25 protein-coding genes are annotated in these 26894 nt (G+C 45.0%); 16 read left to right on the top strand and 9 right to left on the bottom strand.

Annotated elements, in window-relative coordinates; all coding sequences use genetic code 11:
- Positions 1-95 precede the first annotated feature (95 nt).
- The 5 genes from ACLSSO_RS01865 to ACLSSO_RS01845 all read left to right on the top strand — a co-directional run bounded on the left by ACLSSO_RS01865 (position 96) and on the right by ACLSSO_RS01845 (position 7002).
- Complete coding sequence (locus ACLSSO_RS01865) at positions 96-752, top strand: recA protein (protein ID WP_295900226.1); 657 nt, start codon at positions 96-98, stop codon at positions 750-752.
- Complete coding sequence (locus ACLSSO_RS01860) at positions 700-2022, top strand: hypothetical protein (RefSeq protein WP_295900227.1); 1323 nt, start codon at positions 700-702, stop codon at positions 2020-2022. The genes ACLSSO_RS01865 and ACLSSO_RS01860 overlap by 53 nt, the downstream gene beginning before the upstream one ends.
- Positions 2006-5218 (top strand): error-prone DNA polymerase, encoded by a 3213-nt coding sequence (locus ACLSSO_RS01855; protein ID WP_413943887.1) that lies wholly within the window; start codon positions 2006-2008, stop codon positions 5216-5218. The genes ACLSSO_RS01860 and ACLSSO_RS01855 overlap by 17 nt, the downstream gene beginning before the upstream one ends.
- 39 nt (positions 5219-5257) lie before the next feature.
- Entirely contained in the window at positions 5258-6055 is a 798-nt protein-coding gene (locus tag ACLSSO_RS01850) for a hypothetical protein (protein ID WP_295900229.1), read from the top strand.
- A gap of 134 nt (positions 6056-6189) precedes the next feature.
- Positions 6190-7002 carry a hypothetical protein gene (locus tag ACLSSO_RS01845; protein WP_413943886.1) on the top strand — a complete coding sequence of 271 codons (813 nt, stop codon included), beginning with the start codon at positions 6190-6192 and terminating at the stop codon, positions 7000-7002.
- On the opposite strand, the gene ACLSSO_RS01840 is transcribed toward ACLSSO_RS01845, so the two are convergent.
- On the bottom strand, positions 7003-7662 hold the full coding sequence (locus ACLSSO_RS01840) for an O-methyltransferase (protein WP_295900231.1): 660 nt from the start codon (positions 7660-7662) through the stop codon (positions 7003-7005).
- A 116-nt stretch (positions 7663-7778) separates the two neighbouring features.
- Between ACLSSO_RS01840 and ACLSSO_RS01835 the strand changes: the two genes are divergently transcribed.
- The 8 genes from ACLSSO_RS01835 to ACLSSO_RS01800 all read left to right on the top strand — a co-directional run bounded on the left by ACLSSO_RS01835 (position 7779) and on the right by ACLSSO_RS01800 (position 15457).
- Positions 7779-8306, top strand: coding sequence for an OmpA family protein (locus ACLSSO_RS01835; protein WP_295900232.1), 528 nt, complete (start codon positions 7779-7781; stop codon positions 8304-8306).
- A 1-nt stretch (position 8307) separates the two neighbouring features.
- Positions 8308-9648: a ferritin-like domain-containing protein gene (locus tag ACLSSO_RS01830; protein WP_413943885.1), complete on the top strand. Its 1341-nt coding sequence runs from the start codon at positions 8308-8310 to the stop codon at positions 9646-9648.
- Positions 9648-10586, top strand: a complete 939-nt coding sequence (locus ACLSSO_RS01825) for an ACP S-malonyltransferase (RefSeq protein ID WP_413943884.1) — start codon at positions 9648-9650, stop codon at positions 10584-10586. The genes ACLSSO_RS01830 and ACLSSO_RS01825 overlap by 1 nt, the downstream gene beginning before the upstream one ends.
- Positions 10587-10612: 26 nt before the next feature.
- Positions 10613-11275, top strand: a complete 663-nt coding sequence (locus ACLSSO_RS01820) for an HAD family hydrolase (RefSeq protein WP_413943883.1) — start codon at positions 10613-10615, stop codon at positions 11273-11275.
- A 100-nt stretch (positions 11276-11375) separates the two neighbouring features.
- A complete protein-coding gene (locus tag ACLSSO_RS01815; RefSeq protein ID WP_295900236.1) occupies positions 11376-12368 on the top strand; it encodes an ABC transporter ATP-binding protein in 993 nt (330 codons plus the stop codon).
- Complete coding sequence (locus ACLSSO_RS01810) at positions 12368-13336, top strand: ABC transporter ATP-binding protein (protein WP_295900237.1); 969 nt, start codon at positions 12368-12370, stop codon at positions 13334-13336. Before ACLSSO_RS01815 ends, ACLSSO_RS01810 begins: the two co-directional genes overlap by 1 nt.
- Positions 13337-13393: 57 nt before the next feature.
- Positions 13394-14215, top strand: coding sequence for a PilZ domain-containing protein (locus ACLSSO_RS01805; RefSeq protein WP_295900238.1), 822 nt, complete (start codon positions 13394-13396; stop codon positions 14213-14215).
- A gap of 87 nt (positions 14216-14302) precedes the next feature.
- A complete protein-coding gene (locus tag ACLSSO_RS01800) occupies positions 14303-15457 on the top strand; it encodes a hypothetical protein (protein WP_295900239.1) in 1155 nt (384 codons plus the stop codon).
- Here ACLSSO_RS01800 and ACLSSO_RS01795 read toward each other — a convergent pair.
- The 4 genes from ACLSSO_RS01795 to trxB all read right to left on the bottom strand — a co-directional run bounded on the left by ACLSSO_RS01795 (position 15454) and on the right by trxB (position 19517).
- Positions 15454-17160, bottom strand: coding sequence for a S8 family peptidase (locus ACLSSO_RS01795; RefSeq protein ID WP_295900240.1), 1707 nt, complete (start codon positions 17158-17160; stop codon positions 15454-15456). The genes ACLSSO_RS01800 and ACLSSO_RS01795 overlap by 4 nt on opposite strands.
- The gene (locus ACLSSO_RS01790; protein WP_413943882.1) at positions 17147-17878 is read right to left on the bottom strand and encodes a hypothetical protein; all 732 of its coding nucleotides are present in this window, start codon (positions 17876-17878) and stop codon (positions 17147-17149) included. The genes ACLSSO_RS01795 and ACLSSO_RS01790 overlap by 14 nt, the downstream gene beginning before the upstream one ends.
- A 189-nt stretch (positions 17879-18067) precedes the next feature.
- Positions 18068-18565 (bottom strand): response regulator, encoded by a 498-nt coding sequence (locus ACLSSO_RS01785; protein ID WP_295900242.1) that lies wholly within the window; start codon positions 18563-18565, stop codon positions 18068-18070.
- Between the two features lie 7 nt (positions 18566-18572).
- On the bottom strand, positions 18573-19517 hold the full coding sequence (gene trxB, locus ACLSSO_RS01780; RefSeq protein WP_340590026.1) for a thioredoxin-disulfide reductase: 945 nt from the start codon (positions 19515-19517) through the stop codon (positions 18573-18575).
- Positions 19518-19624: 107 nt separating this feature from the next.
- On the opposite strand from trxB, the gene ACLSSO_RS01775 reads away from it, so the two are divergent.
- Positions 19625-19912 carry a 2Fe-2S iron-sulfur cluster-binding protein gene (locus tag ACLSSO_RS01775; protein ID WP_295900244.1) on the top strand — a complete coding sequence of 96 codons (288 nt, stop codon included), beginning with the start codon at positions 19625-19627 and terminating at the stop codon, positions 19910-19912.
- A 2-nt stretch (positions 19913-19914) separates the two neighbouring features.
- On the opposite strand, the gene ACLSSO_RS01770 is transcribed toward ACLSSO_RS01775, so the two are convergent.
- Positions 19915-20202 (bottom strand): hypothetical protein, encoded by a 288-nt coding sequence (locus ACLSSO_RS01770; RefSeq protein WP_295900245.1) that lies wholly within the window; start codon positions 20200-20202, stop codon positions 19915-19917.
- A 170-nt stretch (positions 20203-20372) separates the two neighbouring features.
- Between ACLSSO_RS01770 and ACLSSO_RS01765 the strand changes: the two genes are divergently transcribed.
- Entirely contained in the window at positions 20373-21224 is an 852-nt protein-coding gene (locus ACLSSO_RS01765; protein WP_413943881.1) for a PilZ domain-containing protein, read from the top strand.
- Positions 21225-21229: 5 nt separating this feature from the next.
- On the opposite strand, the gene trmB is transcribed toward ACLSSO_RS01765, so the two are convergent.
- The 3 genes from trmB to ACLSSO_RS01750 are packed head-to-tail and all read right to left on the bottom strand — an operon-like array spanning position 21230 to position 23969.
- Entirely contained in the window at positions 21230-21928 is a 699-nt protein-coding gene (gene trmB, locus ACLSSO_RS01760) for a tRNA (guanine(46)-N(7))-methyltransferase TrmB (protein ID WP_413943880.1), read from the bottom strand.
- Complete coding sequence (locus tag ACLSSO_RS01755; RefSeq protein WP_295900249.1) at positions 21897-22934, bottom strand: cation diffusion facilitator family transporter; 1038 nt, start codon at positions 22932-22934, stop codon at positions 21897-21899. The genes trmB and ACLSSO_RS01755 overlap by 32 nt, the downstream gene beginning before the upstream one ends.
- 39 nt (positions 22935-22973) lie before the next feature.
- Positions 22974-23969: a diguanylate cyclase gene (locus ACLSSO_RS01750; protein ID WP_413943879.1), complete on the bottom strand. Its 996-nt coding sequence runs from the start codon at positions 23967-23969 to the stop codon at positions 22974-22976.
- A gap of 469 nt (positions 23970-24438) precedes the next feature.
- On the opposite strand from ACLSSO_RS01750, the gene leuS reads away from it, so the two are divergent.
- Positions 24439-26823 carry a leucine--tRNA ligase gene (leuS, locus tag ACLSSO_RS01745; protein ID WP_413943878.1) on the top strand — a complete coding sequence of 795 codons (2385 nt, stop codon included), beginning with the start codon at positions 24439-24441 and terminating at the stop codon, positions 26821-26823.
- The last annotated feature ends 71 nt before the right edge of the window (positions 26824-26894 follow it).

The raw sequence follows: 26894 nt of genomic DNA, 5'->3' as shown, positions 1-26894 counted from the left end.
TGAATTTGTTGAACTAAAACCTTAGTCTATATTTCTCACGGGCTCTTTGACTTACATATAATTTACATAGTAATTTATATGTAAATGGAGAGCCTATGAGCACCCTCGCCCTTCCCGAATTAGCAAATATCCCTTTCGTGTCTGCGGAGCACTTGCAACCTCCTGCAGGTTTGGCCACTGGAGTTTCCGTTCTGGATGATTTCCTTTTATGGAAAGGAATTCCGCAAGGAGATTTAAGTCTCTTTCAAGGAATTCCCGGAACGGGAGCCACTTCTTTATGGGTGCGTATTGTGCAAAACGTGCATGCGCAAAACAAGTGGGCGGCCTGGATCAATGGCGATACGCAACTTTTCCCGGCGCATTTATCCCATCATAAGTTGAATTTAAAAAAACTTTTGGTGGTGAAAGAGCCTAAAGAAAATGAAAAGCTCTTTTGGCTTTTGCAGGAACTTATCACAAGTTCTTTATTTGAAGTGATCGGCTGCAATCTGAAAGAGATTTTTTTAAAGAACCACCAGTTGCAGAAATTAAAACGTCTTTGTCGTCTGCACAAAGTGGCTTTGGTGTTTATCAATCAAAAGCCGACCAAGTTCATCAACCCGCTTTTTAGTTTCATGGTTTTGTTTCAACGCGACTTTATCACGATTCAAAGAGCCCTTCACCGTCCGACACCCTTTAATATTGCCGGGAGTATGATCCATGCGAACTTTATGCATCAATTTAAAAACACCGCAAGAAAGCTCCTCAGCTGAGGCTTTTTTGGTTTTAAGTCCGCGTGTGCAGTTTCGTTTTCCGCACTACATTTTTGTAGAGATGGAATCGACCTCGCACTTTTTCGGAGGAGAAAATGGCTGCTTGGCGAAAGCTTTAGAAATCGCAGCGAAGTTTTCTTCGGATGCTTCAGCAGCCATTGCGGATACGCCGTCGGTGGCTCAAGTGTTTGCGCGCTGGCGTCCGTCGTATGTGGCTCCGCGCGGGAAAGAACAAGAAGGATTTCGTGGTTTAGGACTGGATGCTTTGAAAGATCTCGAAGGTCTTCAACCTTGGCCACAGAAAAAACCTATCGAACACATGATTTCGTTTTTTCACACTTTGGGTGTGCATGGCTTGGAAGATGTTTTGAATTTTCGTTCCAATTCACTTCGTGAAAGATGGGGGGATTTCGGTGTTTTACTTTGGAATCGTTTGCACTCTCAAGACGCTCAGGTCATTTCACCTCTTGTTCCTCGCGACCCTCTTGTGGGCTATGGTTACTTTGACGATCCCATAGCCGCTGTCCCTCTGTTGATGGCGCGCCTCAAACCGCATTTGGATATTTTGTTTGCGCGTTTGGCGGGGCTTTCCCGTTACGCCCAAAAACTGGATGTGATTTTACACTGTGAGTATTCGGATAAAAGATATTCTTTCAGCATTGAACCTGTAAGCCCCACGCGCGATCAGGAACTTTTTGAAGATCTGCTAGAGAAAAAACTTTCGCAACTTGTTTTAGAAAACCCTATCCGTGAATTTGAAATATCGCTTTTTGATGTGCCTGAAAAAATTCAACAACTGGATTTTTTTGAACCGCGTGACAATACCGAAGATCGCTGGCGCCGTTTGATCAGCTTTGCAAAACAATCCCAGTGTGAAATGGGTTTTCTGCAAATGGAAGCCAGTCATTTTCCTGAACAAAGTTTCAGTCTGGTGACGGATTGGCCGGAAGATTTTAAAGCTCACGATTTGGTCGAACGCCAAGATGAGGCATTACAAATCAAATCGGTTTACGCCAAAGGCCTTTCTGCCAGTCCCCGTCCGTCGTTGTTGCTGGAAAAGCCGCAACCTTTAAATGCTTTTGAAGTTCAGAAACTGCGTTTTGTCTCTTCACTTCCCAGCGAGAGAATTGAATCCTCGTGGTGGCAGATTTCTGTTCAAGAACTAAAACATCGAGATTACTTCTTTGCGCTCTCTCAACATGGTCAGCTTCTGTGGGTTTTCAAAGATCGCATAAATTCACAGGTGTACTTACATGGCTATTTTGATTAGTGGAAATCACAAGATAAAACTCCCCTCGCTTCCTCAGAACTCTTCCAAAGCGGCTTTGCCCATAAAAAGGGCCCAGTGCTTTGTGGAGTTGATGGGGCGAAGTAATTTTTCTTTTCTGCAAGGGGCTTCTTCCCCGGAAGAGATGGTGCAAACGGCCATTGAGCATGGTTATGACGGTTTAGGGATTTGTGATCTCAATGGTCTTTACGGAGTGGCGCGCGGATTTCAAACGATGCAGTCGCCGTCTCTTTTTACGGCTTCGATGAAAGCCAAAGAAGGTTTTAAATACCTCATTGGGTCGGAACTCACTTTAACGGATGAAACCAGCGTCACTTTGATTCCAATCAACAAACAAGGCTATTCCCATCTGTGCGAGCTTTTAACTTTGGGAAAAAGACAAGCGGCCAAGGGTTTTTCAAAACTCAGTCTGGAACAGATAGAAAAATACAATCAAGGATTGTTGTGTCTGGCTCTTCCGCCTTGGACTGATAAACGCTATGAACGCTTAGAAAAGATTTTTGATGATCGACTGTATTTGCCTGTGTGGCGCGATCTGACGTGGGAATCTTATGAATTCTGCAAACACGCTTTTGAGTTGGAAGAAAAATATCAAGCGCGCCTTTTTGTTACACAACGTCCTTTTATGCATGTGCCAGAAAGAAAAGAACTCTTTGATGTGTTAACTTGCATTTTGCATCACACAACATTGCAAGAAGCGAAGAATAAATTAATTCAAAATGCCGAACGCTGCTTAAAGAGCCTCGAAGATCTCTCTTTCTTATGGCAAGACCGCTTAGACCTTGTGGAAAAAACTGTGGAGATCGCCGCACGTGTGACGTTTTCATTGGATGAAATTCGTTACCGTTATCCCAACTCAAACCTCCCCGCGGGACTCACACCCAGTGAGCATTTGCGGGATTTAGCATGGCAGGGAGCCAAGTGGCGCTATCCCGAGGGAGTTCCTGATAAAATCAAACACATGATCAACTACGAGCTCGAACTTATTAAAGAGCTTGAGTACGAAGATTATTTTCTGACACTCAAAGAAATCTGTGATTTTGCCGCGAGCAAAAATATTTTATATCAAGGACGAGGTTCAGCGGCGAACTCGGTGGTTTGTTACTGCATTGGCTTGACGTCTGTCGATCCCACAAAAGTAGATTTACTTTTTGAAAGATTTATTTCGCGCGAGCGCCGTGAACCACCGGATATTGATATCGACTTTGAACACAATCGCCGTGAAGAAGTCATTCAGCATATTTACGAAAAATACAACGAACGACATGCCGCCATGGTGTGTACCGTAGTTCGTTATCGTTCACGCATGGCGATTCGTGAGACCGCCAAAGTTTTTGGAATTCCTCTGGCAAAGATCAACGAAATGATTAAATTCATGGGGCGTGATGGATTTAGCCGTTTGCTGGAACCGGACTCTGCGGATCGTTTTGGCCTGCCTCACGATCAATGGAAGATGTTTTTGCATTTAGCCCATCAACTGCGCGGCTTTCCCCGTCACTTAGGAATTCACACAGGCGGATTTTTAATCACGCAAGATCCGATCACCGAAATGGTTCCGGTTGAAAAAGCGACCATGAATGGCCGCTATGTGATTCAGTGGAATAAAGACGATGTGGCTTTATTAAAGCTGATGAAGATCGACGTTTTAAGTCTGGGAATGCTGACTTGTTTGCGCAAGTGTTTTGATCTTTTGCGGGAGCATAAAGGATTGCACTTTAATCTTGCCACGCTGCCCTCTGAAGATGAATCGACTTATGAAATGATTGGTAAAGCCGACACCGTGGGTGTTTTTCAAATCGAATCACGCGCGCAGATGCAAACACTGCCACGAATGAAACCCAAAAACTTTTATGATCTTGTAGTCGAAGTCGCGCTGGTTCGTCCCGGTCCTTTGCAAGGGGGCATGGTTCATCCTTATTTGCGTCGTCGCCAAGGCTTGGAAAAAGTCACCTATGCGCATGAACTCTTAAGGCCTATCTTGGAAAAAACCCATGGCGTTCCTATTTTCCAAGAACAAGTCATGAAGATGGTGATTGCGGCGGCGGATTTTTCTCCGGGTGAAGCCGATGAACTTCGTCGAATTATGTCTTCAGCGTGGAGAAAACAATCCACCATGGATGGGATTAAAAAACGTATCTTGGATGGTTTTGCCAAGCACGGCATCACCTATGAATATGGCGAGCAGATTTATAAAACCATCGAGGGCTTTGCGAATTATGGTTTCCCTGAAAGCCATGCCGCAAGTTTTGCTCTGCTCACCTATGCCAGTTGCTACATCAAAAAACATCATCCCGATGTTTTTGCCTGCGGGCTTTTAAACAGTCAGCCTATGGGTTTTTATGCTCCCCGCACTCTGGTAGCCGAAGCTCAGCGCCATGGGGTGGAGGTTCGTCCTTTATGTATTCAAAGTTCTCAATATGATTACACCTTGGAAGATAAAGGAAATAAGGAGCACGCCTTACGCGTTGGACTGCGTTCTTTGTACGGAATTCCCGAAGCTCTTATCCGTCGAATTGAAGAATCACGCCAAAATCACGGGGCTTTTCTGAATGTTGCTGACTTTATTCAACGCACGGAACTTCCGCGCAGTGCTTTGATTAAAATTGCGGCCTCAGGGGCTTTTGATTGTTTTAACACCAATGTGCGTGAACTGATCTGGGAGTTAGAAAGTTTAAGTCTGGATCAAGAAAGTTTTCTTTGGGGACATCCTAAAGAACAGTTTGATTTAGAAAATGAAGAAGACAACGACTCAGACCTTTTACCGTTCGAATCCAACTGGGATCGCTTGCGTCGCGAGTATGACAGCAAGGGTTTTTCCGTGGACTCACATCCGCTTTCGGTTCTGCGTTCTTATTTAAAAAACAAAAGCCAGGAGTTTATTTCCAAGCGCTATGTGCCGTTTTTTAATTCCGGTGATTTACCGCGCATGAAAAACAAAACCAAAGTGCGCTTGGCAGGTCTGGTTTCCGTGACCCAAAGACCACCCACCGCTAAAGGAATGTGTTTTATTACTTTGGAAGATGAGTTTGGGTTTATGAATATTGTCATTCATCCTGACGTCTATCAAAAAGACCGTTTGGCGATTTATGGAAAGTCTTTACTGGAAATTCAAGGCCAGGTGGAAAAAGTGGGAGAGTTAATCAATATTCGCGCCGCCCGTGTTCTGCCCTTGATTTAAAAGTGACGGCCAAAGTTTTTTTTGATAATTTTCTAAGACATGATTCGTGAAGCGCTCGTTTTTTTACTTACTCCGACAACTCCACTGGCAAAGAAATATGGATTTCTTTACTCTTCTATCGCGCTTCAACACCGCTTTGAAAGATGTAAAAAAGCCTGGCTTCCGCATCTTAAACACTGTCAGGATCTTTTTTTAGAAACGATTCAAGATCTTCCTCGAAAAAAATCAGTGGTGGTTTTGGGAAGTGCCCACCTGCATGAAATCCCTTTGCACCTTTTATCGGAGCATTTTGAAGACATCACTTTGGTGGATGTTGTTCATCCCTTAAAGCATCACCGTTTAGCCAAACGCAATTCCCATCTTAAACTTGTGACTGAGGATCTTTCTAAAAGCTTAGAGAAATTGGACAAGATAAATAATCTTGAAGAACTGCACCAGCTTCTTCAACAGCTTCAAGATCAAAATTTATTTTATTTCGAAGCGGATTTAGTGATTTCAAGCAATCTTCTTTCACAATTGGCTTTGCTTCCAATAGAAGCCGTGGAAAGAAAAATCAAAAGATCTTTGTCTTTGGAAGAAAAGGACCAGATCTGTACTGACTTTGCGGAATTGCATCTTAAAAACTTAAAAAACTGCAAAGGACGCAAGCTGATCTATGCTGACCGAAAAGTGATTTACCGCGACACCAAAGGCGAAGTCATCTATACGGGTGAGTATCCTGTTTCTTTCGAAGGCTTCACAAAGCTCAAAGAATGGATGTGGCAGTTGGCTCCTTTGAAAGAAGCTTCCAAAGACTATTCCATTGAAATGAAAATTGAAGCTTATAAAAAAGATTGAGCATTACACTTCTATTTTCTTTTAGACAGATCACTGGCATTTTTATGATCCTCCTGTAAAATAAAAATATGAAGTTTTTTGCTGCGTCTTTGAGTGTCCTGTTTATTCTTTCTTGCTCTTCCACATGGGCGACTATGAAGTTTATCTACCATGCGCCAGAGTCCAGCTCTGATTCTCGCTATGATTTTCATTGGGAAGTGTTACGCGAAATTCTAGAAACAACAGCTGCAAAATACGGCTCCTACGAGATGAATCCATCCATTTTTATGACCGAGGACCGGCAGATTTCGGAAATTCAAAAGAAACACCCGTCATTGACTGTCATGATTCGCGAAACAGATCAGCAGATGGAAAAAATTCTTATTCCTGTCCGCATTCCTATTGATCGAAACCTTTTGGGATACCGGGTCTTTCTTATCAAAGATTCTTTTCAAAAACATTTTGATAAATGGAATTCACTGGAAGATTTAAAACAGGTTCCTCTTGGACAAGGACAAGGCTGGGGCGATATTAAGATTCTTGAAAACGCCGGCTTTAAAGTTCTTACAGAAATTTACTATGATGACCTTTTCAAACATCTCAGTACCGGTCGCTATTTGGCCTTTCCTCGTGGTATTTCTGAAGTTCACAAGGAGCTTGAGACATTTCAAAAACTGTATCCACATCTTACTATCGAGAAAAAGTTTTTAGTCTATTATCCATTACCGACTTACTTTTGGTTTCAAAGCTCTTCTGAAGGCAAGGCGATGGCTCATCGAGTGGAGGAAGGTTTTCGAATTCTTCTAAAGAACGGTGCATACCAGAAGATTTTTGACAAATACTACGCTGCGAGTCTCGCAAAGCTCAAGTTAAGAAAACGCCAGCTTATCAAATTAGAAAATCCGTACCTGCCGGCAACCGTACCGTTCAAAGAAAAAGAACTGTGGTACGATCCGTTCAAAGATTAATTATTTTTTGATCGCGACAAAAAGTCCTTCATAGCTCGGCACGATGGCCGCTTCAAACAGCGCTGGATCTGAGAGACGTTCATTAAACTCTTGCATGATCTTGATTTGTTTTTCCGAAAAACGCTGCAAAGCCGTGTCTCCCCATACAGAACCGCTTAAGAATATATTATCAGCCAGGATCAAACCGCCCGAACGAAGATTGCTTTCAGCCCAAGATAAATAATCAAAATAAGCGGCTTTGTTGCCATCAATGAAAACACCGTCAAAAGGCCCGTGTGCCGAAAGCTTTGTCAGTTCTTCTCGTGCATCACCTAAAACCAAATGAATTTTCTTTTTCGCCTGATCGATTTTATTGAAAACTTGTGAAGCCATATCGCCGTGCTTAAGCTCTTTTTCCAATGTCCAAAGTTCTCCACCTTCAGGGAGGGCTTCAAAAAGATATTGCGCAGACAAACCTGTGAGCGTTCCAATCTCCACAAATTTCTTTGCGCCATGCAAACGCACGAGCGTCTTAATCAACTGTGCCTCTGCCGGAGAAATACTAATACGGGCCAACCCCAACTCTTCCGCGAATTTCCGCGATTGTTGTTTGCATTCATTCTCTTCAAGAAGAAGAGAGCCCATATAGACTTCTCTGTTTGTTAGCACTGTTTCACGCATACAACCATTATCCCATAGTTCCAGGATGAAGTTAACAGGAAGTTAATTTGATGCTGCTTACCCTTCACAGTTTAATTTTGCCTAACAGCTTAAACTCCGTATTCGAGGAGGTTTCCATGAGGTCTTACACATCTGTTTCTAGAATCAGCGCCACTCTTGCTTTGATTTTAATTCTGGGCGCTTGCGCCTCACAAGATCTTGAGAAACGGGAATATATCACGTCTAAAAAAGTTCAATCACCTCCTCGCACTCGCACTTTGACGGTGGCCGAAGCTTCCAAGGACTTAAGGAAAAGTACAAAGTTTATCACGCTTTCTCAAAACATTCGTTTCAATGTCGGCAGTACAGAACTTTCTCCGTCGAGTCGTCGAGCTCTTGAAGAAATCGCCAGCGAAATAAAAAAAACGGCAAATTCTTTCGAAAAAATTCGCATTGAAGGGTTGTCCGATCCAACGGGAAATATCCAAAACAACCAACGTCTTTCCCAGGCGCGTGCCGATCGCGTGCGCAGCTACCTCATCTCTCACGGAGTTCCTGAAGATAAACTAGAAGCCATCGGAAAAGGACCCGTAAACTCTGACTCCATTGCTTCGGCTGTTCAGAATGCCCGGGATCGTCGCGTCGACTTTGAGATCATAGAATAAAATGAAAAGCCTTACGAAATCCATCCAAGTCTTAGTCGAACTCGTCACACAAGATCCGCAAATGGAATCGGCGTGGTTGACGGCTTTGGCGCACCTAGAACATTTAGCGGCAGAACAGGTGTTGGGAAATATCACCCAATCCACACCGCAAGAATACATGAACGAAATTAAAGCTCACGCGGCGGATGAGGCCCGCCATCGCGATACGATTCTGAAAATCCGCCCTTTTCCTGAAACTCTCAACGGAGACTACCAAGATCTTCGCCGACGCCTGTGTGCAATTGCTGAATCGTTTATTAAAGGTTATTTCGCCACGGCTGTTCTATCCACGGCCCGCTCTCGCTTTGTTGCTTACGTTCACGGCGCCATAATTATTGAACAATTCCCATTTCAAATTTATTCCGCTTACATTCAGGAAACAAAAGACGCGCGCATTCGTCAAGCCATGCAGAGTGTTTTGGATGACGAAGTTGGGCACATTCAATTGGGGAAAAAGTTTTGGCAGCAGCTTCCTGAAGACAAACGACTATCTTTAACGGAACTCCAGATTATCGAAAAAGAAATGTGCATGATGATGGTTGAACGCATGACCGAAATCATTTCGCGTTTTAAAAACCGTGATGCTTTCTTTTTACCCTCTAGCAAAGCCAGCACGCGCCTTACGTGGATGTTGGGAGATCGTCCTTGGGCGACACTAGCCTGGATTCACGTTTTAGGAAAAAGTGAAGAGATCGCAGCCCAACACATGCAACGCATTTTCAAGATCCGCAACCTGCCTTTGCCTCCCGAAATGCCCGGGCATGTCGAAGACGAGATACGCCATGCAAAACTTCTTCAACGAAGTGTCTTATTGCAACGTCGCTCTTGGCTGACAAAGTCTTCTTATAAAGAAGCCGAATTTGCCATGAGCCGTTTGCTGGAGAAGTACTTAGTTCTTTTTTTTAGTTCCATAATGAAAAATTTCAAAGATCCCCACAGCATTTACCTTTACGGAGCCTGGGGCCTGGAGATGAGAGTTTTTAAACACTACACGGAAATCATGAAATGGACGGACGACATCGGGGTAGCTCATGCGATTTCAGGAATCCTGGTGGACGAAACGGAACATACGCACATGGTTCATACGTCGTTGAACGAAAAAAATATTTTGAATCCTGAAGCGCTGAAATGGGTTCGTCAGCTGGAAGAAGACCTGTTTGAAAATGCCTGCAAAGAAGCGTTGGATCTCATTCTTCAATTTGATGAAAAACCTGATTTTGCTCCCCCATACCAACACACTTTTCACGCGGTTCCACAAATGCTGCCGACAACGACAGAGTCCGCTACAATGGAGTTGAATTGATGATTGCTTTTATCTTTCCTGGCCTGAATGCTTTACTTAGAAAAGTAGATCGCAATCGTTTTACTCACCTTCCAGAAGTGCAAGAACATTTCTCTCGAGCTGAGAAAGTGATCGCCGAACGCTTTGGCCAACACGTCAGCTTCAAAGAATTTCTCAATCTTCCTGCTGAAGAAATCTATGCCTTAAAAAATATCAGTCTTGCCGCAGTCGCGATTTGCTGTATTCAAGTCGGTGTAGCGCTTCGCTTAAGAAAACAAATCGGCGATCCCCAATGGGTGATGGGTTGTTCGTTAGGTGATTTAGCACGTGCCGTATTTGCAGAATGCTACAGCTTTGAAGATGCGGTCTATAATCATATTTGGTTCACTCAGAAAATTGATGGCATCGATAAAATCGGAAAAAATATTGGAGTGCTTGCACCACGAGGACAAAATTTTACTGCCGCCGACTATCAATGGTTTGAAAAAATCTGTGTCGATGTCTCTTGCTTGACTCCTCGCTTTTTAAATATTGGCGGGCGCTATAAAGATCTTTTAAAAGTGGAAGAACTCGCGAAAGAAAAAAATTGGAACATCATTGATATTCTCAACTATCCTGTCCATTCACGTTACATTCTGCCCTATGTACAGGTTGTCGCCAGTGAGTTTGCAACGGTGAACACTTACACTCCCCGTGTGCCGATTTTTTCAAGCGTGAGCGCCCAAGCTTTGGAGAACCCTGATGTTATCAAAGCGGAGTTTTTACTTTGTATCACGCAAGCTGTTCAATGGTCCAAAGCGATTCAATGCCTTGTGAATGAAAAAGGTGTCACTCGGTTTATCAATATAGGCCCATGCAAAAGCCTCACGGGTCTTATGAAAGACATCCCGGTAACGGTGGAAACACATGAGGCCTCGGACTTGCTCTTGCAATCAGTCGATTTAGAGATTGTCCAATAAAATGAAAGACGGCAAGATGGGGGCCTATGAACCCATTTCTTGTTTTCGATCTCGACGGCACTTTGATTGATTCGGCTCCAGATATCGTTGTGGCGGTGAACCGCACTCTGAAAAATCATGGGAAAAAAACTCTCAGTGACGAAGTTATTATTTCTCATATTGGTGAAGGTCTTAAAAAACTTATCGCCGATCTTTTTATGGGCGACAACCTCGAGCCTGCGCAAATCACCGACCTTGAAATGGAGTTTCTTCGTATTTACGAGTCTGAGATGTTCAATCGAACTCAGATTTTTCCCGGTGTCGAAGACTTCTTGGGAAGTTACCAGGGCCCCATGGCCATTATTACCAACAAAAACGAAAGACCCGCTAAAGCGATTCTCAAACACCTTGGCTTGGACCGTTTCCCGTGGGTGAATGTCTTTGGGGCCGACACTTTGGAAGAGCGCAAACCCAGTCCCTTACCTCTCCAAACGATGATGAAGCTTGTGGGCCACACTCCCGAGAATACTTTTATGATTGGCGATGGAGTTCCTGACGTTCTTTCAGCTCTGCGCGCGGATGTTCCGTCCATTGCGATTGAATTCGGATACACCTCCATGGAACTTCTTCAAAAATATGAGCCGCGAGGAGTTTTGAGTCACTATCGAGAGCTTCCTGAACTCCTTCAGAAACTCTCTCAGAAAAGATGACGCATATTCGCTAGAAAAAAGGACCTGCTCCCCTTTTGTGGACTTGCCTCAGGGCGGCGTGAACTATATAAGATGGGGTTTCAAATGGGGGTGATCTCCGGTGAGCGATCTTCTTTTAGAGGTTCAAAATCTTAAAACGGGCTTTAAAACCGACGACGGCGCTTTTACGGCTGTTGACGACGTAAGCTTCTCTGTAAAAAAAGGCCAAACTCTTGGAATCGTTGGAGAATCTGGTTGCGGCAAATCCGTAACTTCTCTTTCGGTGATGCGTTTGATCCAAAAGCCTGGGAATATCCAATCCGGCAAGGTTCTCTTTAAAGGGAAAGACCTTCTCCAACTGTCCGATGATAAAATGAGAGAAATTCGCGGTAACGAAATCGCGATGATTTTCCAAGAGCCGATGACTTCTTTGAATCCGGTTTACACTATCGGTGATCAAATCGAAGAAGCTATTTTGCTTCACCAAAAAGATCTTAATAAACAACAAGCTCGCGAGCGCGCGATTGAAATGCTTCGTAAAGTAGGTATTCCTGCTCCTGAAAAGCGTTTCCACGAATATCCGCACCAACTTTCAGGCGGTATGAGACAGCGTGTGATGATCGCAATGGCGATCAGCTGCAATCCGGAACTTTTGATTGCCGACGAACCCACAACAGCTTTGGACGTAACAATCCAAGCGCAGATTTTGGATTTGATGCGCAAGTTGCAAAAAGACTTCGGCGCAGGAATGATTTTGATCACGCATGACCTTGGCGTTGTCGCAGAGATGTGCCAGGAAGTTGCCGTGATGTATGCGGGCCGTATTGTTGAATTCGGAACTGTCGAAGATATTTTCTATCGTCCAAAACATCCGTATACAAAAGGTCTTTTGGATTCTATTCCGCACTTTGAAACAGGTCACAAGCTTGAAGAGCTTAAGACTATCAAAGGCATGGTTCCAAGCCTCTACAACCTTCCTAAAGGTTGCCGCTTTGCGGATCGTTGCCCTTATGTTCAAGACGACTGCCGTGCTGCTTACCCGAACCTTGAAAATCTTCGTGGTCTTCACAAAGTGGCTTGCTATCACCCGTTGAGTGAAGAGGTACAAAAATAATGAGCACTCCTCTTTTGAAAGTCGAAAACGTTACGAAGAGCTTTCCTATTTACGGTGGAGTTTTCAGCCGTGAAGTGGCTGCTGTAAAAGCAGTTCAAGGTGTGTCTTTCCAATTGAACAAAGGTGAAACTTTGGGCCTTGTGGGTGAATCCGGTTGCGGTAAATCCACTTTAGGTCGTTGCTTGATTCGTCTTCACGATACGACTTCTGGAAATATTATTTACAACGGCAAAGACATCACGCACATCCAAGGCGAAGAGCTTCGTGATATGCGTAAAAAAATGCAAATCATCTTCCAAGATCCATTTGCCTCTTTGAATCCACGCATGACTATCGGTTCAATTCTTGAAGAACCGCTGATCATTCACAATCTTTATGGTTCTGCAAAAGACCGCCAGGATCGCATCCATGAATTGATCGACCTTGTGGGACTTCGCCGTGAACACTTGAATCGTTATCCGCATGAGTTCTCAGGTGGACAACGTCAACGTGTGGGTATCGCACGTGCTTTGGCCGTGAATCCTGAATTGATCGTGTGTGACGAGCCTGTTTCTGCTTTGGACGTTTCCATCCAAGCGCAAGTCATCAATCTTTTGATGGAGCTTCAACAAAAGCTCGGTCTGACTTACATCTTCATCGCCCATGACTTAAAAGTCGTTGAACACGTTTCAACTAAAGTGGCGGTGATGTACTTAGGTAAAATCGTTGAGATGGCGGAAGCGGAAGAACTTTACCGCAATCCAAAACATCCCTATACGAAAGCCCTTATGTCAGCGATCCCAGTTCCAGATCCTCGCCGTAAAGACGAGCGTATCATTTTGACTGGCGACGTTCCTTCACCAATCAATCCTCCGACAGGTTGCCACTTCCACCCTCGTTGCCCTATGGCGATTGAAGAGTGCAAGACGATCGTCCCGCCTTTGGAAGAAAAATCCAAAGACCACATCGCAGCCTGCATTCGAGTGTAAAGAAGTTACCTCTTTTTTCCGATAACTCCCCTAAGACATGTGTTGCTTGGGGAGTCTATGAAAACACAGGGAAAAGTTTGGATTATCTACGATGCTGAGACAAAAACGCAGACGAAACCTATGTCTGTAGTTCAAGCTCAGGTCGCCTTGCTTTCTCTTGCTGATAAAAATCCCGGCAAATACTTTCTTTGGACTCCAGGTTGGGAAGAATGGGTTTGCGTTCGCGAATTCCTGGAATCCGATCAGAAATATTTCGTGATGGCCCAACCGCCAAAACCGATGGAACCAGGCGGTCTTCCTCAAGACACTTTGACAGCGACACAAAATGCTCCTGCCACTAACAATCCTGACAGTCCCTACACGCAAGTCGTTGTGGGCGATGCGCCGATCAAACATCAAGAAATCGGTGGCTATCATGTGAAGGATTTTAATGGCGATGAGCTGGATCTTTCGAAAATCAAAAAAGTAAAACCGGAAGCAACAAAGAAAAAATCATCTGAAGCTGCTCCGAAAGAAGAACCCAGTGGGGCCGACCGTCGTCGTGATCCACGTCACAACTTCAAAATTGAAGTCGTTCTGGTTTCTAAGATTCGTTCTTTCCGCACGCATTCAAAAAATATTTCTTTAAGCGGAACCATGCTTGAAGACGAAATCCCTCGAGATTTTTTAAACAAGCCTTTTGACTTGATCATCGTCAATCCTTTTGAAGCTGATCCCTCTAAAGCACGCCTGCTCTTCAGAGCCAAGATCGTCGGTGATATGACCGATCCGCGCCGTCTGATGTTCATCGAGCAAGACGTTGCCATGACTCTACGTCTGGATGCACTTTTGAAAGCGTACGTAGCTTACCAAGATCAAGTGCGCCGAAGCGCGGGCTAGTCTTAGTCTAGATTTCCAAACTGTAAATCAAGAATTCTTAACATCGCTCCGATATCTTATTTTGAAGCACGTTAAGGAGAAAACAATATGAGTACAGCGAAGTACTTCGTTCTCTTAGGATCTCTCACAGCACTTATTTCTGCGTGTCAGCCGCCCGTTCCTGAAGAAGACACTGTGTCCTCTCAATCGACACGCTACCTTTACGTAGCTTCGGGACTTTGCTATTCCGGCACAGGGAATACGACTTACACTTCCTCCACGGCATCCAACGTGATCTTTAAGGTCAACCTTGAGACTGGTGCTTATGAAGGCCGTGTCGCCGACTTTACCAAGGCCACAGAGGCGACAGGCACAACTCCGGTGAGTATTTCTAATTATGACGACACACATATGATGGTCTTGTTAGAGCACACAGGACAAAGACGAATTGAACTTATCGAGAAAAAACTCGATGGAGCAAGAACGACTTTCTATAACAACACATCAACAACAGCCCCGATTGGTGCACTTCAATCAGCTGCAAAATTTGTGATGAGTGTTGCTGACGGATTCCTTATCAGCCGCACAACGGCGATTGAAAAACTGGATGCCGGTAAAGGTCGCCAAGCAGGAACCGGAACAAATGCCTGGGTGCAAAGCCCTGGTGGAGCTTGTTCGGCGTCGGCTGTGAATATCACTTCTCTTCTCACTTATCCAACGACAACGAATACGGCGGGATACAATATCGTCTATACGCATTCACAAAATGCATCTTCAGCAACGAACAATCGCCTTGGCGTGATCAATGGCGCGACAGGATGGAACGGTACTTCCGGATGTCTGGACGATCAATCCACAGTGGGGGCAACGGCTTATCCGACGGCTTCCGCTTATATGAGTGCGTTTAAACGTATGGTGGTCTCTTACGCTGGAACAAATGCAGCTTTGCAAAACTCGTTGTATTCTTATGCTATCGACGATGCCGCGACTTCCAATATCATCAGTGATCCTGTGAATGGTTTTGAAAACCCTAGTGTCATCTATGGTGCCTCTGCGATGACTTACGACGAAGCTAAAGGATATCTGTATGTCGCGACTGGCAGCACTGTTTCTACAAACCTGACGACAGGAAATGCGCCCTATAACATTGAAAAATTCAGCTACAATCCAACGACAAAAGTTTTCACAAGAGTCGGCAGTACGACTTTCTATTCTGGAAATTATGAAACTCGTTGTATCTCTTCAATGTTTGTCGGGAATTAATTGCTTCCAGTGAAATTTAAAGACCACCTAGTGAGCGTTCCTGTATGGGTGGCGGTACCGTCGATAACCTTCACTGTCCAATTACCTTGAGAGTTCTCTCGATAAAAAGCATTCGTTAAGAAAACTTCGCCCTGATAATTTGCAACATTGCGAAGAGCATTGTTCATGTTAATCACAATACTTTTTGTACCGCTTGGTGATGTCAGTTCCAGCGCGAGATTTGCAATATTTGTGTGTGTCACCCACACGCGAAGCTGCACAGATTCAATTTTGATATTCGTATTTACAAACATGGTGTCTGAAGCACCTGTAGCACTGTTATCCGGAATACCTAGATTCAACCCGCTTCGATCGTCCACCCAGTTTGTCTCAACATAAGAGTTAAACGGAGAGGTATAGGACCTCGCCATCGCAACAGCGGCATCCACATTCACTCGTCCGAATCCATACCAATTGTGAAATTTAAAACCGGCTCCGTTTTGCACCCACACTTGTTCCCACACGGCGCCAGACGGAATGGGCTCTGACGGTTTGGGATGAGAAATAGAACCTGACGTTGTGTAGTGAACTGGCACCGCCGTCTTCGCTAAAATATATTTTATATCACGCCAGCTTAAGTTCGGATTTGCCTGCAACAAAAGAGCGATAGAGCCACTCAACACCGGGGCCGCCGCCGAAGTTCCGTTGAATGTCGCCGTGTAATTGCAATTAGTGTTTCCCAATCCTCCACGTTCAAACTCTAGCTTTCCTGAAATCGTTGAAGTCGAGAAGCCTTTTGTGCATCCCATGCGATCCGTTGTGATCATCGCAGGCGAGTCGTCGCCAAACTCTCCGCCGAAGGAAGAAATCCACACGTTGGATCCTGGCGAAGAGTAACTTGCAGCATAACCGGAAGCGTTCAACGCCGCCGTTAGAATTGTATAAGGCGTGCTATTGTCCGAATCGAAATTGGCGTTCCCAACGCAGTATTCAGAGGTCGAGCCTTTGCAATGCACCATAAAGTCATTGCCCGCAGACTTAACATAGATCGCGCCTTTTCCTGAACGACCACTCAGGGCACCCGAACGCATTTGTGATTGGAAAGTCGCCACCGGAGTGATCAAACTGTTTTGTGCCGATCCCCAACTCATACTGAAAATATCAAAAGCTCCGCCTGCTTGGTCCACCAACGCGGCTTCTGACTGTACCACTGCAGAGGACAAAAAATTTGCAGAAGCCAAAGAGGCTTCAAAAGCGACACCTTTACTGCCCTTGCCATTGGCTGCTGCCGCGGCGGCAAGACCTGCCACCGCCGTCCCGTGGTTGTCATCAGTGGCTTTCGGTGGCGAGGAATTCGCAAGATATGGAGAGCCCTTTGTATAATCTTTCGAAACACCTGTATAAAGATAATTCGCTTTCAAATCTTCATGCGTGTCTTCTACGCCATCATCAGAAATAAGAATTTTAATTCCCTTACCACTAATGCCGCTGAGCCACGTTTGTAGAAGGTTTAAATCATTTCCTGACTCACCTGAATCTACTGAAAAAACTTTCTGGGCGGTGTTGCTGATATGCCAAGCCATATCTAAAAACGGATCGGCCGTCTTAGGATCGCCCGAAACTTTAAATCCGTTTTCCGCACAGTTCGTAAAGAACACCCCTGTGATGAGACTCACCACAAACAACGCACATAAAGCTTGAGTCTTTTTACTAATTCTTCTCATACCGACGACTCAACACTTCCATTTTAACTTCCTCAACAGAGGCCTCATTTTTGAGAGCGTCTTGAAAAGACTGCAAATCAAAAGGCTCCTGAGAAGACGTCACGAAATACGTACGAATATTGGGGAACGAATTTAAAACTTTTAAGCCCGATGCTTGAGTTAAAATATCCGGTGAAACACCTTCTTTAAGAGTGACCGTGAAGACTCCTGTGACGATCCCCACTTCATCCAAGCGGGTATCCATCACAACCAAAGGATGTGCTGATGAGAAATTTTTGAAATCGTTAACCGCAGCTTCTTCTTCCACGAGATAATAACCGTTCACCTCACCGAGGATATTTCCTTGAGGCTTTCTACCCGCCGATTTTGAAATTGCACTCACGCCATTCCAAAGCTTCCAGCGTGAATCTGCAAACAAACCAACTTCTTCAAGATTTGCATTTTTCGTATTGATGGTTTTAGCGCCGCGAATGGATTTAAGATCACGAATCTTTCCACGCGCTGGCATTCCTTGAGGTTGTTCTGAAGAGGCCACTTCCGTGACTTGCGTTGTTGCTGCCGGGGAATTTTCAGGGGTCGGAGTTTTAGAAGATTGCGCTTCTTCCTGATTTTCAGAAACTGTATGGAACTCTGGTGTCTCGCCTTTGTTAGAAAGGACAAGAGCAAAAACAGCTCCTAAAAGAACTAAGAATAAAACGACCAGTGTTCGACGTGCCATGAGCCTTCTATTTTAACCAGTAAAACATCCTCCTGCTCACTATTTTCTTTGTAAATTATTGGGAAAGTATGGAAGTACTTTTGAATCTCATTATGGAACAATACCTTCGTCCATAAGACTTCCCACAAAAAATAAAAAAGCCTTCGCGAAATCACGAAGGCTTTTGAGTCTTTTTAAATGGAGACCTAATTATTCGTTCAACTTTAAAAGGGTATGAACTGTCTTCTTAAGTTTCTCAACGTCGAAAGGTTTTTTGATATAATCATCAGCACCGATCTCGAAGGCTTTTTTCATGTCATCTTCAGACGCTTTTCCAGAAACGAAAACCAATGGGATTTTTTTAAGGTCTTTGTGATCTTTTAAAAGCTGCGCAAGCTCAAAACCGTTCACCCATGGAAGGCCCACGTCCATCAAGATCAAATCCACCGGGTGGTCATCCAAAGCTGTTGAAAGTTCTGTGCCGTCTGCTGCAAGCTTCGTCACGTAACCTTCGCTTTCAAGGATTCTCTTCATCGCCAAACGCATTGTCTCGTCATCTTCAATGACCAGAATAACTTTGGGGTCGAGTTTCTTTTTTGCTTCACGAAATGAATCCAAAGAGACAACGTCTTGGCTCGCGATGCGCGCCTTCGTCATCTTTTCGATCTTCTCGATTAAATCCTTGGTGTTGATCTTTTTATCCTTCATACGTTCCTTAGTGAGAAGCTTGAGCCTCAAGCCATCTTTCAGCATCAATGGCTGCCATGCAACCTGTACCCGCCGCTGTGATCGCTTGACGATATACATGATCTTGCACGTCTCCGGCTGCAAAGACACCTGGAATATTAGTATAAGTGGTATTTGGTTGAGTTACCAAATAGCCTGTCTCATTCATATCCAACATTCCTTTAAACAGGTCCGTATTAGGCTTATGTCCAATGGCTAGGAATAACCCCGTGATTGGAAGTTCTTTGACAGCTCCAGTGACCGTGCTTTTGATTTTGGCACCTGTCATGCTCTTGCCGTCACCCAAAACTTCAGCCACTTCGGTATTCCACAAGATTTCAATTTTCGGATTTTTCATCACACGCTCTGCCATGATTTTAGAAGCGCGGAAGTGATCGCGTCTGTGAAGCAAGTAAACTTTAGAAGCAAAACGAGTCAGGAATTGAGCTTCTTCCATCGCTGTATCACCGCCACCGACAACGCCGATTTCTTGATTGCGGAAGAAAGCACCATCACAAGTTGCACACGCCGAAACACCGCGATTGGCGTATTGTTTCTCAGAAGGTAGACCCAAGTATTTTGCACTCGCACCTGTTGAAATGATCACAGCTTTTGCCAAATGCAATTTGTCGCCCACCCAAATTTTGAAAGGACGTTGAGAGAAATCCACTTTCGTCACGTTGCGAGTGAGGAAGCGCGTTCCAAATCTCTCCGCTTGTTTTCTCATCACAGTGATCAAGTCGGGTCCCGTGATTCCGTGCTCAAAGCCAGGGAAGTTTTCAACTTCTGTTGTTGTCATCAACTGACCGCCGGCTTCTTCGCCTTCGATCATGAGTGGCTCAAGGTTCGCGCGAGAAGTGTAAACCGCAGATGTCAGACCTGCAGGGCCAGAACCGATGATGATAACGTTTTCTACTTTTTGATCTTGTGTCATAGATTTCCTCACAAAATAGGCAATATTTACGCCCCTAGGCTATCAACAAACAAAGTTGTTTTCATTAGTTCTTTGCACGTTTTGGACTGCGTCAGCTACAATGAGCCATGCCTTTGATTTCGTTTAAAAAGAATCGACCACCCTATGAGGTTTCCCACGGTGCAAACCTGATGAAGTCTCTGCTTGATGCAGGCCTTCCTGTTGCTTCAAGTTGTGACGGCGATGGCGTTTGCGCTAAATGCAAAATCATCATCGTAGAGGGTGGAGAAAACTTATCGGGAGAGAACGAGACGGAAGTTTTCCTTAAGGAAACCAATAATATTCCATCGGGCATGCGCATTAGTTGCCAAACCGAAGTCTTTGGCGACATCACGGTGGATGCGACTTACTGGTAGAATCAAAGACCACGGCCCTTAAAAGGAATTCCTGGCGAAGTCGGGTCTTCTTCAGGACGATCCCAACCGACAGGGGTTGAGATGTGTTGAGGGCACTTTCCTTTTCCCAACTGAATAAACGAAAGACCTCGATGTCCTCCCATAGGACTTTCACTCGTACATAAAGTTGTCGAGCCTCGTAAGACTGTTAAGGATTCATTCGGGGCAATAAATTCCGGGTTGTCTCTTCCCGGCGGAATTGCTGCCGAGGCCGCTGAACTCAGAATGAAAATAAAGAGAAAGGTTTTCATATTCACCTCCCGCTGTCGCCTATTATAAACCCGTTGCTTGTTTTTCTTAGGGCTGCAATTTAACGCTGGACCTTGTCCCGGAATCCTTAAGAACAGGACCAAAAATGCCGAAAAGAAAGTGAAATATTTGGTATGACCACACTCGGAACGTATGACAAGGATGGTTCGCCGTGGCTGGCTATTATCTGACGACGGGAAAGTTAAAACTGGGTCCTCTCTCTGAAAAGGACATTCTTTCTGGAGTTCGCTCTGGAAAAATCAGTTTGTTCGACATGATTCTTAACAATCAAACGAATGAATGGATGATGCTTATTCAACATCCGGATTTTTCAGATTTAGAAGGCCCTTCTGAAACACAGAATAACAAAGAACAAGAAGGCCACTTCGCAGTGGGGCTGATCTCGGATGATTTGAGTGAAGAGACTCAAGCTTCTTCGTTTGTCACACCGGAAAACTTTCCGATTCTGACACCCGTTTATTGGTATGAAAAGGAACGCTCCAATCAGCGTTTGAAATACTTGGAAGTGTTGTCTTTGATTCACTCGCAAAAACTGACAGAGCAAAGTCTTCTTTCAAAAACACCGCACGGTCCCTGGCAAAAGATCATCGACTGGGAAGAGTTTTCGCCGAAGTCGTTAGAGAATTATAAAAAGATCTCCGATGAAAAGCTTCCTGACGTTCACATTCGCAGAAAATCACCGCGCTTTGCTTGCGGAAAAGTTTTTGTTTCCATTGGGAAAAACGGCGGTTTCCAAGTTTTCTGTCCAGATATTTCAAGAACCGGTTTGGCGTTTATTGTTCGGTCGGCAAAGTGCGATTTGAATGAAAATCTGCACATCAAATTTCAAGAAACTCTTACGGATAATAAATCCGATGCCCGCGGCATTGTGGTTTCCGTGCGTAAAGTAAAACTCCCCGGCTCGGACAGCATTTACATCCGCTACGGAGTTCGTTTTACGCATTTGTCAGAGTCTGGAAGACAGTTTATCGAGGAAATGGCAAAGCAGACCGCTTTGCCATAATGGAATTACACTTTTTGTAAACGGACCATGTTGATCTTAATGCCCTCACGCATGAAGATCTTTTCAAAAGCCGTTTCAAAGTTTTGAGCTTTCATTTCTGAGTTGTGTAGATCCTGCGTTTCAAAAATAATTTTATATTTGGATTCGCGAATCTCATCCATCGCCCACAAGAAATAATCCAAAGAATCCGTCTTGAAGTTGATAAAAGAACCCGGCTTTTGCAAGCGATTCAAAACATCTAAATTCTGCTTACACACGAAACGATTTTTAGGTTTCTTCGGCGACGTCCATGGATCCGGGAAATGAACGTAAACGTTGTCGATTTCACCTTCAGTAAAAAGCTCGTCAATATTGAAAGCATGGAAACGTGCAATCGCCGCGTTCTTGCAGCCTGCCGTCACAGCACGACGGATTGTTTGAATCAAAGGTTTGTACTTAAGTTCCAATCCCACGAGCAAACGATTTGCATGAGTTTGTGCATGATGAGCAAAGTAAGTTCCATTACCCGTTCCCACTTCCACATCCATCGGCAAAGCGCTGTCGACTTTAAAAACATCAGAACGCCATTTGCCTTTGTTGTTGGGAGCACGTAGCTCGTCAAATGCAACGTGAGAATACTCACCGTTCAATGCCAACGTGTAAGCGTTTTGTTTAGGAAGGTCTTTCGTAATATTAATTCTTCTGCGAGGAACCGGACTTGTCATAGGCCACCTGATTAGTCGGGTGCGGCCCGCCGGTCAAGCTTTTCACTGTGAAAGGATGACCTTCCTTAAAGGGCTGCAAACGGATAGGGCAATTTTCGACGTCACAAGCTGAACAGTAGGATTTTTTACAGGGGTCGAGATGAAAAGCCAACTCTCCATCAAAATCGTAGTCGGCAACCACTCGGTTTTCAAACGCATGAGTCACTTCATGAGCCTGAGTTACATCCCAATATTCAGGCACCACCATGTGCGCATCCACATGATGAAAACGACCCGAACGAATTGTTCTTAAGTGATGAATGTCGATGATGCCCGGCACGCGATTTTTTCTTAAAGCTTCCGCCAAATTTTCTAAGATATCCTCATCTTGTTCATCCATTAAGATTCCCAAAGACGAACGAACGATGGTGTATCCTGAATACGCCAACTGAAGACCGACAAGAATCGCCACCACAGGGTCGAGCCACTGAAGCCCTGTGAGCATCACAAGTCCCAAGCCCACCATGACTCCTGCTGTGGTGAGAACGTCAGAAATAACATGCGCACCACTAGCTCTTAAGGCTTCAGAGTGATGCGTCTTGCCCACACGTTTGAGATACAATCCTAAAGCCAGATTGACCAAAGCCGCTCCCCCAACAATCAGCAAACCCATTTCCAGTTGCTGAGTGGGCTCGTGATTGATTAAAGCTTTGACCGCCTCACCAATAATCATGATGGCGGCGAAAAAGATCATCCCGCCTTCAAATGCCGAAGAAAATGATTCTGCTTTTCCGTGCCCATAAGGATGTTCGTGATCGGCAGGTTGAGATGCAAAACGAATAACAAACAAAGCCACCAAAGAAGCGATCACATTCACGATACTTTCAAGCGCATCGGAAAGGACGGCTGTTGATCCTGTGATTTTATAGGCTCCCAGCTTCAAACCAAAAATAGTGAAACTTGCCAACGCTGAAATCCACGCGGCACGATTGCGAATTGTATCTGAAGATGTCACGGAGTTTGCCATATAAAGGGTTTTCGACGATCACCCTCGGTTCGTCAATAATTAACCTGCTGCTTTTCGGCGTTTTTGCTGAGCAGACTTCAAATCGACAACAGGAGCGACTTCGGGTTTGTAGTAACAAACTTGATTACGGCCACTGCGTTTCGCTTCGTAAAGCGCATGGTCCGCACGGCGCACAAGCTCGCGAGCGCTGATATTCTCACCTGGAATTGTAATCGCAAATCCCACAGAAGCCGTGAGTTTGATCGAGTCCTCGCCATTTTTGAATGTCGTTTTTTGGATATTTTCACGCAGACGTTCACAGAAGTACGTAGCACCTTCGTGATTCGTTTCCGTCAAAACAACCAAGAATTCATCTCCACCGTAACGAGCTGGAATATCGACGTTGCGAGTGTTCGCGCGAATGATTTTTCCCACTTCCGAAAGCACGTAACTTCCAAAAAGATGATCATGCCCGTCATTCACGGTTTTAAAATAGTCCATGTCCATCATCACGACACAAACGTCACGATGGAATCGACGTCCACGCTCCATCTCGAAGTCCAAACGTTGATACAAAGAACGCATGTTATAAAGACCGGTGAGATCATCGGTATCTACAAGCTCTTTAAGTTTTTCGTTGGCAAAAAGAAGTTGTTCGTGCAAATCGCGGATGCGCAATTGCGTACGAATGCGTGCTAATAATTCAAGAGGAACGAAAGGTTTTACGATGTAATCGTCAGCTCCGGCATCCAGGGCTTCAATGATCGCCTCGGTGCTGGAGTTTTCTGACACGAAGACGCAAGACACGTGAGAAAGACGCTCACGCACGGCTCTCAAAACTTTGAGCCCCGCCATCGACGGCGCCATCCAATCCAAAATAACGACATGAGGAATCCATGACTCGATCAACTTGTGGGCTTCGGTATCCGAAGTGACTCCACGAGCGTCATAGCCTTCCCATCTCAGAGGTTCCAAAAGAATCTCTAAGCTGTCTTTATCGTCGTCGATTACTAGAATACGGCGACTCTTGGGTTGTTTTGTGCCTTCAAAACTCATACTACATACCAGTGTAACTTCAGCTCTTCTCTTCGGTTAATTTGCTCCATTTGTTTAGGCTATTTCTGATCTATGGACTGGTTTCTGGACGGGGACCTCGGTCGGGTTGGCTTGTAGGTTGGAACTTAGGGCTAGCGCTTCGGACAGTCCTCGCTCGTTTTTGTTATTTTTTTGTAACTGGGCTTTCGGCTCGCTGTGGAACTTGCGGCAGCCCTAAGTTCCAACCTACAACCCAACCCCACAAAGTTTCCGTGCAAAAAAAGCTTATGAACAGAATTCAGATTCTCCAATTGGGCCACCGGCGGAGGCTTTCGTTGGTGCCTCCTAGTTAAGGGAGTTTTTGGTGGGAAATTTTTTGGGAGAATATTTGAGTGCGTTAGTATTGTTTGAGCGCTAATAAATTGCACTTGTATTGCTTTTTCGATATTCAAGTAAGAAGTGTTTTTCTTGTTTTAGTAAGGATGAATTTATGAGTTTGAACTTCACCGAGATTGAAGCGAAGTGGCAGCAGAAATGGGAAGAGAAAAAAGCGTTTCATGCTGAGACGAATAGTTCTAAACCGAAGTATTATGCTCTCGACATGTTTCCGTATCCTTCTGGTTCGGGGCTTCATATTGGGCACATGGCTTCTTACACTCCCGGCGATATTGTTTCTCGCTACAAGCGTGCGAAAGGGTTCAATGTTCTTCATCCGATGGGGTATGATGCTTTTGGTTTGCCTGCGGAGCAGTATGCGATTCAAACAGGTATTCACCCTGCGATCACAACTCAAAAAGCTATTGAGAGTTTCCGCAAAACTTTAAAATCTTTTGGTTTTAGTTTTGATTGGAGTCGCGAGATTTCTACTTGTGAGCCTAGCTACTACAAGTGGACTCAATTTATTTTCTTGAAACTTTACGAACAAGGGCTTGCTTATCAAAAAGAAGTTCCTGTGAACTGGTGCCCGGCTTTGAAAACGGTTTTGGCGAACGATGAAGTCATCGACGGAAAATCAGAGCGCGGTGGTCATCCTGTTATTCGTGTTCCGATGAAGCAGTGGATGCTTAAGATCACGGACTACGCTGAGCGCTTGTTGAATGATCTTGATAAAGTCGACTGGCCGGAAAGAACAAAAGAAGCGCAACGCAACTGGATTGGAAAAAGCGAAGGCGCCCGCGTGACATTCAAGTTGGACGGTCACTCTGAAACTTTTGAGGTCTTCACGACCCGTCCTGATACTTTGTTCGGTGTGACTTTCATGGTGATGGCTCCTGAACATGAGCTTGTGAAAAAAATCACAACGAAAGAACAACATCGCAATGTAGAAGAGTATGTGACGGCGACTTCGCGCAAATCGGAAGTGGAACGTAAAGCGACAACTGAAAAAACAGGGGTCTTTACGGGTGCTCACGCGATTCACCCAATTACAGGCGATAAAATTCCAGTGTGGATTGCAGACTACGTTTTGATGGATTACGGCACAGGTGCCATCATGGCAGTTCCTGGTCACGATGCTCGCGATCACGAGTTTGCGACGAAGTTCCATCTCCCGATCAAACGTGTTTTGGAAGGTGGCGACACTCTGCCCTTTGAAGGCGAAGGCACTTTAGTTAATTCTGATTTCTTAAACGGTCTTTCTAAATCTGATGCGATCAAAAAAATGCTTTCTCATTTGGAAAGTCACAAATTGGGCGTTCGCGAAGTTCAATACAAGTTGCGTGACTGGTTGTTCAGCCGTCAACGTTACTGGGGTGAGCCGTTCCCAATTGTTCACTATGCAGATGGCTCTCGCGGAGTTCCTGTGAATGAGCTTCCAGTGATCTTACCCGAAGTTGCCGACTACGAGCCTTCTGACTCTGGGGAAGCTCCTTTGGCTCGCAATGCTGAATGGGTTCAGTACAAAAACGGCGGTCATCGCGAGACAGACACGATGCCGGGTGCGGCGGGTTCTTCTTGGTACTTCTTGCGTTACATTGATCCACAAAACGACAAGGCTCCGTTCAGCCCTGACGCTGAAAAATACTGGATGCCGGTGGATCTTTACGTTGGTGGGCCTGAGCACACAGTAGGGCATTTGCTTTACTCTCGCTTCTGGATGAAGGTTCTTTTTGATTGCGGTCTTGTGACTCACGATGAGCCTTTCCAAAAGTTGCTTCACCAAGGAATGATCTTGGGACCGGATGGCGAGAAAATGTCGAAATCCCGTGGAAACGTGATTTCTCCGGAAGACATTGCGAAAACTCATGGTGCCGATGCGATGAGAACCTTTATCAGCTTCATGGGTCCGGTGGACAAGGACAAACCTTGGGCTCCGACGGGCATTGATGGCGTGAAGCGTTTCTTGGATCGTATTTCCCGTCTTGTCGTGAACGACGATGGCCAAACGATTGCGACAAAAGAGGCAGCTCCGGCAGGGGTTCAGAAATTAGTTCATAAAACGATTAAAAAAGTCACAGAAGACATCGAGACGATGAGCTTTAACACGGCCATCAGCGCGATGATGATCCTCGTGAATGAGCTTTACAAGGCAGAATGCCGCTCGGAAATGGCTTTAAAACCACTCGTCCAGATTTTGGCTCCGTTTGCTCCGCACTTGGCGGAAGAATTGTGGGAAAAAATGGGCGGAGAGGGACTTTGCTCTTTGGCTCCATGGCCAAAATATGATAGTACCCTCGTCGCTGATGACACTGTAACAATCGGCGTGCAAGTGAATGGAAAAATGCGCGGCACGATCGAGATTAGCCCGACGGCTTCTGAAGACGAAGCGTTGGCTGCGGCGAAAGCCGTTTCTGCAGTTTCCTCAGTTTTGGCTGGAAAAAATCCCGACAAGGTGATTTATAAAGCCGGAAGAATTTTGAATTTGATCGTTAAATAATTGGGTTCTTTTACCGAAAAGGACCCCGAACAAGAACTTGGGGTCCTTTAAACCGGGCCCCCCACTGCGAG

Source organism: Bdellovibrio sp. HCB-162 (assembly GCF_047344985.1).
Lineage (GTDB): Bacteria > Bdellovibrionota > Bdellovibrionia > Bdellovibrionales > Bdellovibrionaceae > Bdellovibrio.
This window is presented reverse-complemented; position numbering and strand designations above follow the sequence as displayed.

Excerpts from the sequence above, each read along its gene's own strand:
- ACLSSO_RS01865 (WP_295900226.1), top strand. The coding sequence starts at position 96 with ATGAGCACCCTCGCCCTTCCCGAATTAGCAAATATCCCTTTCGTGTCT.
- ACLSSO_RS01860 (WP_295900227.1), top strand. The coding sequence starts at position 700 with ATGCGAACTTTATGCATCAATTTAAAAACACCGCAAGAAAGCTCCTCA.
- ACLSSO_RS01855 (WP_413943887.1), top strand. The coding sequence starts at position 2,006 with ATGGCTATTTTGATTAGTGGAAATCACAAGATAAAACTCCCCTCGCTT.
- ACLSSO_RS01850 (WP_295900229.1), top strand. The coding sequence starts at position 5,258 with ATGATTCGTGAAGCGCTCGTTTTTTTACTTACTCCGACAACTCCACTG.
- ACLSSO_RS01845 (WP_413943886.1), top strand. The coding sequence starts at position 6,190 with ATGAAGTTTATCTACCATGCGCCAGAGTCCAGCTCTGATTCTCGCTAT.
- ACLSSO_RS01840 (WP_295900231.1), bottom strand. The coding sequence starts at position 7,662 with ATGCGTGAAACAGTGCTAACAAACAGAGAAGTCTATATGGGCTCTCTT.
- ACLSSO_RS01835 (WP_295900232.1), top strand. The coding sequence starts at position 7,779 with ATGAGGTCTTACACATCTGTTTCTAGAATCAGCGCCACTCTTGCTTTG.
- ACLSSO_RS01830 (WP_413943885.1), top strand. The coding sequence starts at position 8,308 with ATGAAAAGCCTTACGAAATCCATCCAAGTCTTAGTCGAACTCGTCACA.
- ACLSSO_RS01825 (WP_413943884.1), top strand. The coding sequence starts at position 9,648 with ATGATTGCTTTTATCTTTCCTGGCCTGAATGCTTTACTTAGAAAAGTA.
- ACLSSO_RS01820 (WP_413943883.1), top strand. The coding sequence starts at position 10,613 with ATGAACCCATTTCTTGTTTTCGATCTCGACGGCACTTTGATTGATTCG.
- ACLSSO_RS01810 (WP_295900237.1), top strand. The coding sequence starts at position 12,368 with ATGAGCACTCCTCTTTTGAAAGTCGAAAACGTTACGAAGAGCTTTCCT.
- ACLSSO_RS01805 (WP_295900238.1), top strand. The coding sequence starts at position 13,394 with ATGAAAACACAGGGAAAAGTTTGGATTATCTACGATGCTGAGACAAAA.
- ACLSSO_RS01800 (WP_295900239.1), top strand. The coding sequence starts at position 14,303 with ATGAGTACAGCGAAGTACTTCGTTCTCTTAGGATCTCTCACAGCACTT.
- ACLSSO_RS01795 (WP_295900240.1), bottom strand. The coding sequence starts at position 17,160 with ATGAGAAGAATTAGTAAAAAGACTCAAGCTTTATGTGCGTTGTTTGTG.
- ACLSSO_RS01790 (WP_413943882.1), bottom strand. The coding sequence starts at position 17,878 with ATGGCACGTCGAACACTGGTCGTTTTATTCTTAGTTCTTTTAGGAGCT.
- ACLSSO_RS01785 (WP_295900242.1), bottom strand. The coding sequence starts at position 18,565 with ATGAAGGATAAAAAGATCAACACCAAGGATTTAATCGAGAAGATCGAA.
- trxB (WP_340590026.1), bottom strand. The coding sequence starts at position 19,517 with ATGACACAAGATCAAAAAGTAGAAAACGTTATCATCATCGGTTCTGGC.
- ACLSSO_RS01775 (WP_295900244.1), top strand. The coding sequence starts at position 19,625 with ATGCCTTTGATTTCGTTTAAAAAGAATCGACCACCCTATGAGGTTTCC.
- ACLSSO_RS01770 (WP_295900245.1), bottom strand. The coding sequence starts at position 20,202 with ATGAAAACCTTTCTCTTTATTTTCATTCTGAGTTCAGCGGCCTCGGCA.
- trmB (WP_413943880.1), bottom strand. The coding sequence starts at position 21,928 with ATGACAAGTCCGGTTCCTCGCAGAAGAATTAATATTACGAAAGACCTT.
- ACLSSO_RS01755 (WP_295900249.1), bottom strand. The coding sequence starts at position 22,934 with ATGGCAAACTCCGTGACATCTTCAGATACAATTCGCAATCGTGCCGCG.
- ACLSSO_RS01750 (WP_413943879.1), bottom strand. The coding sequence starts at position 23,969 with ATGAGTTTTGAAGGCACAAAACAACCCAAGAGTCGCCGTATTCTAGTA.
- leuS (WP_413943878.1), top strand. The coding sequence starts at position 24,439 with ATGAGTTTGAACTTCACCGAGATTGAAGCGAAGTGGCAGCAGAAATGG.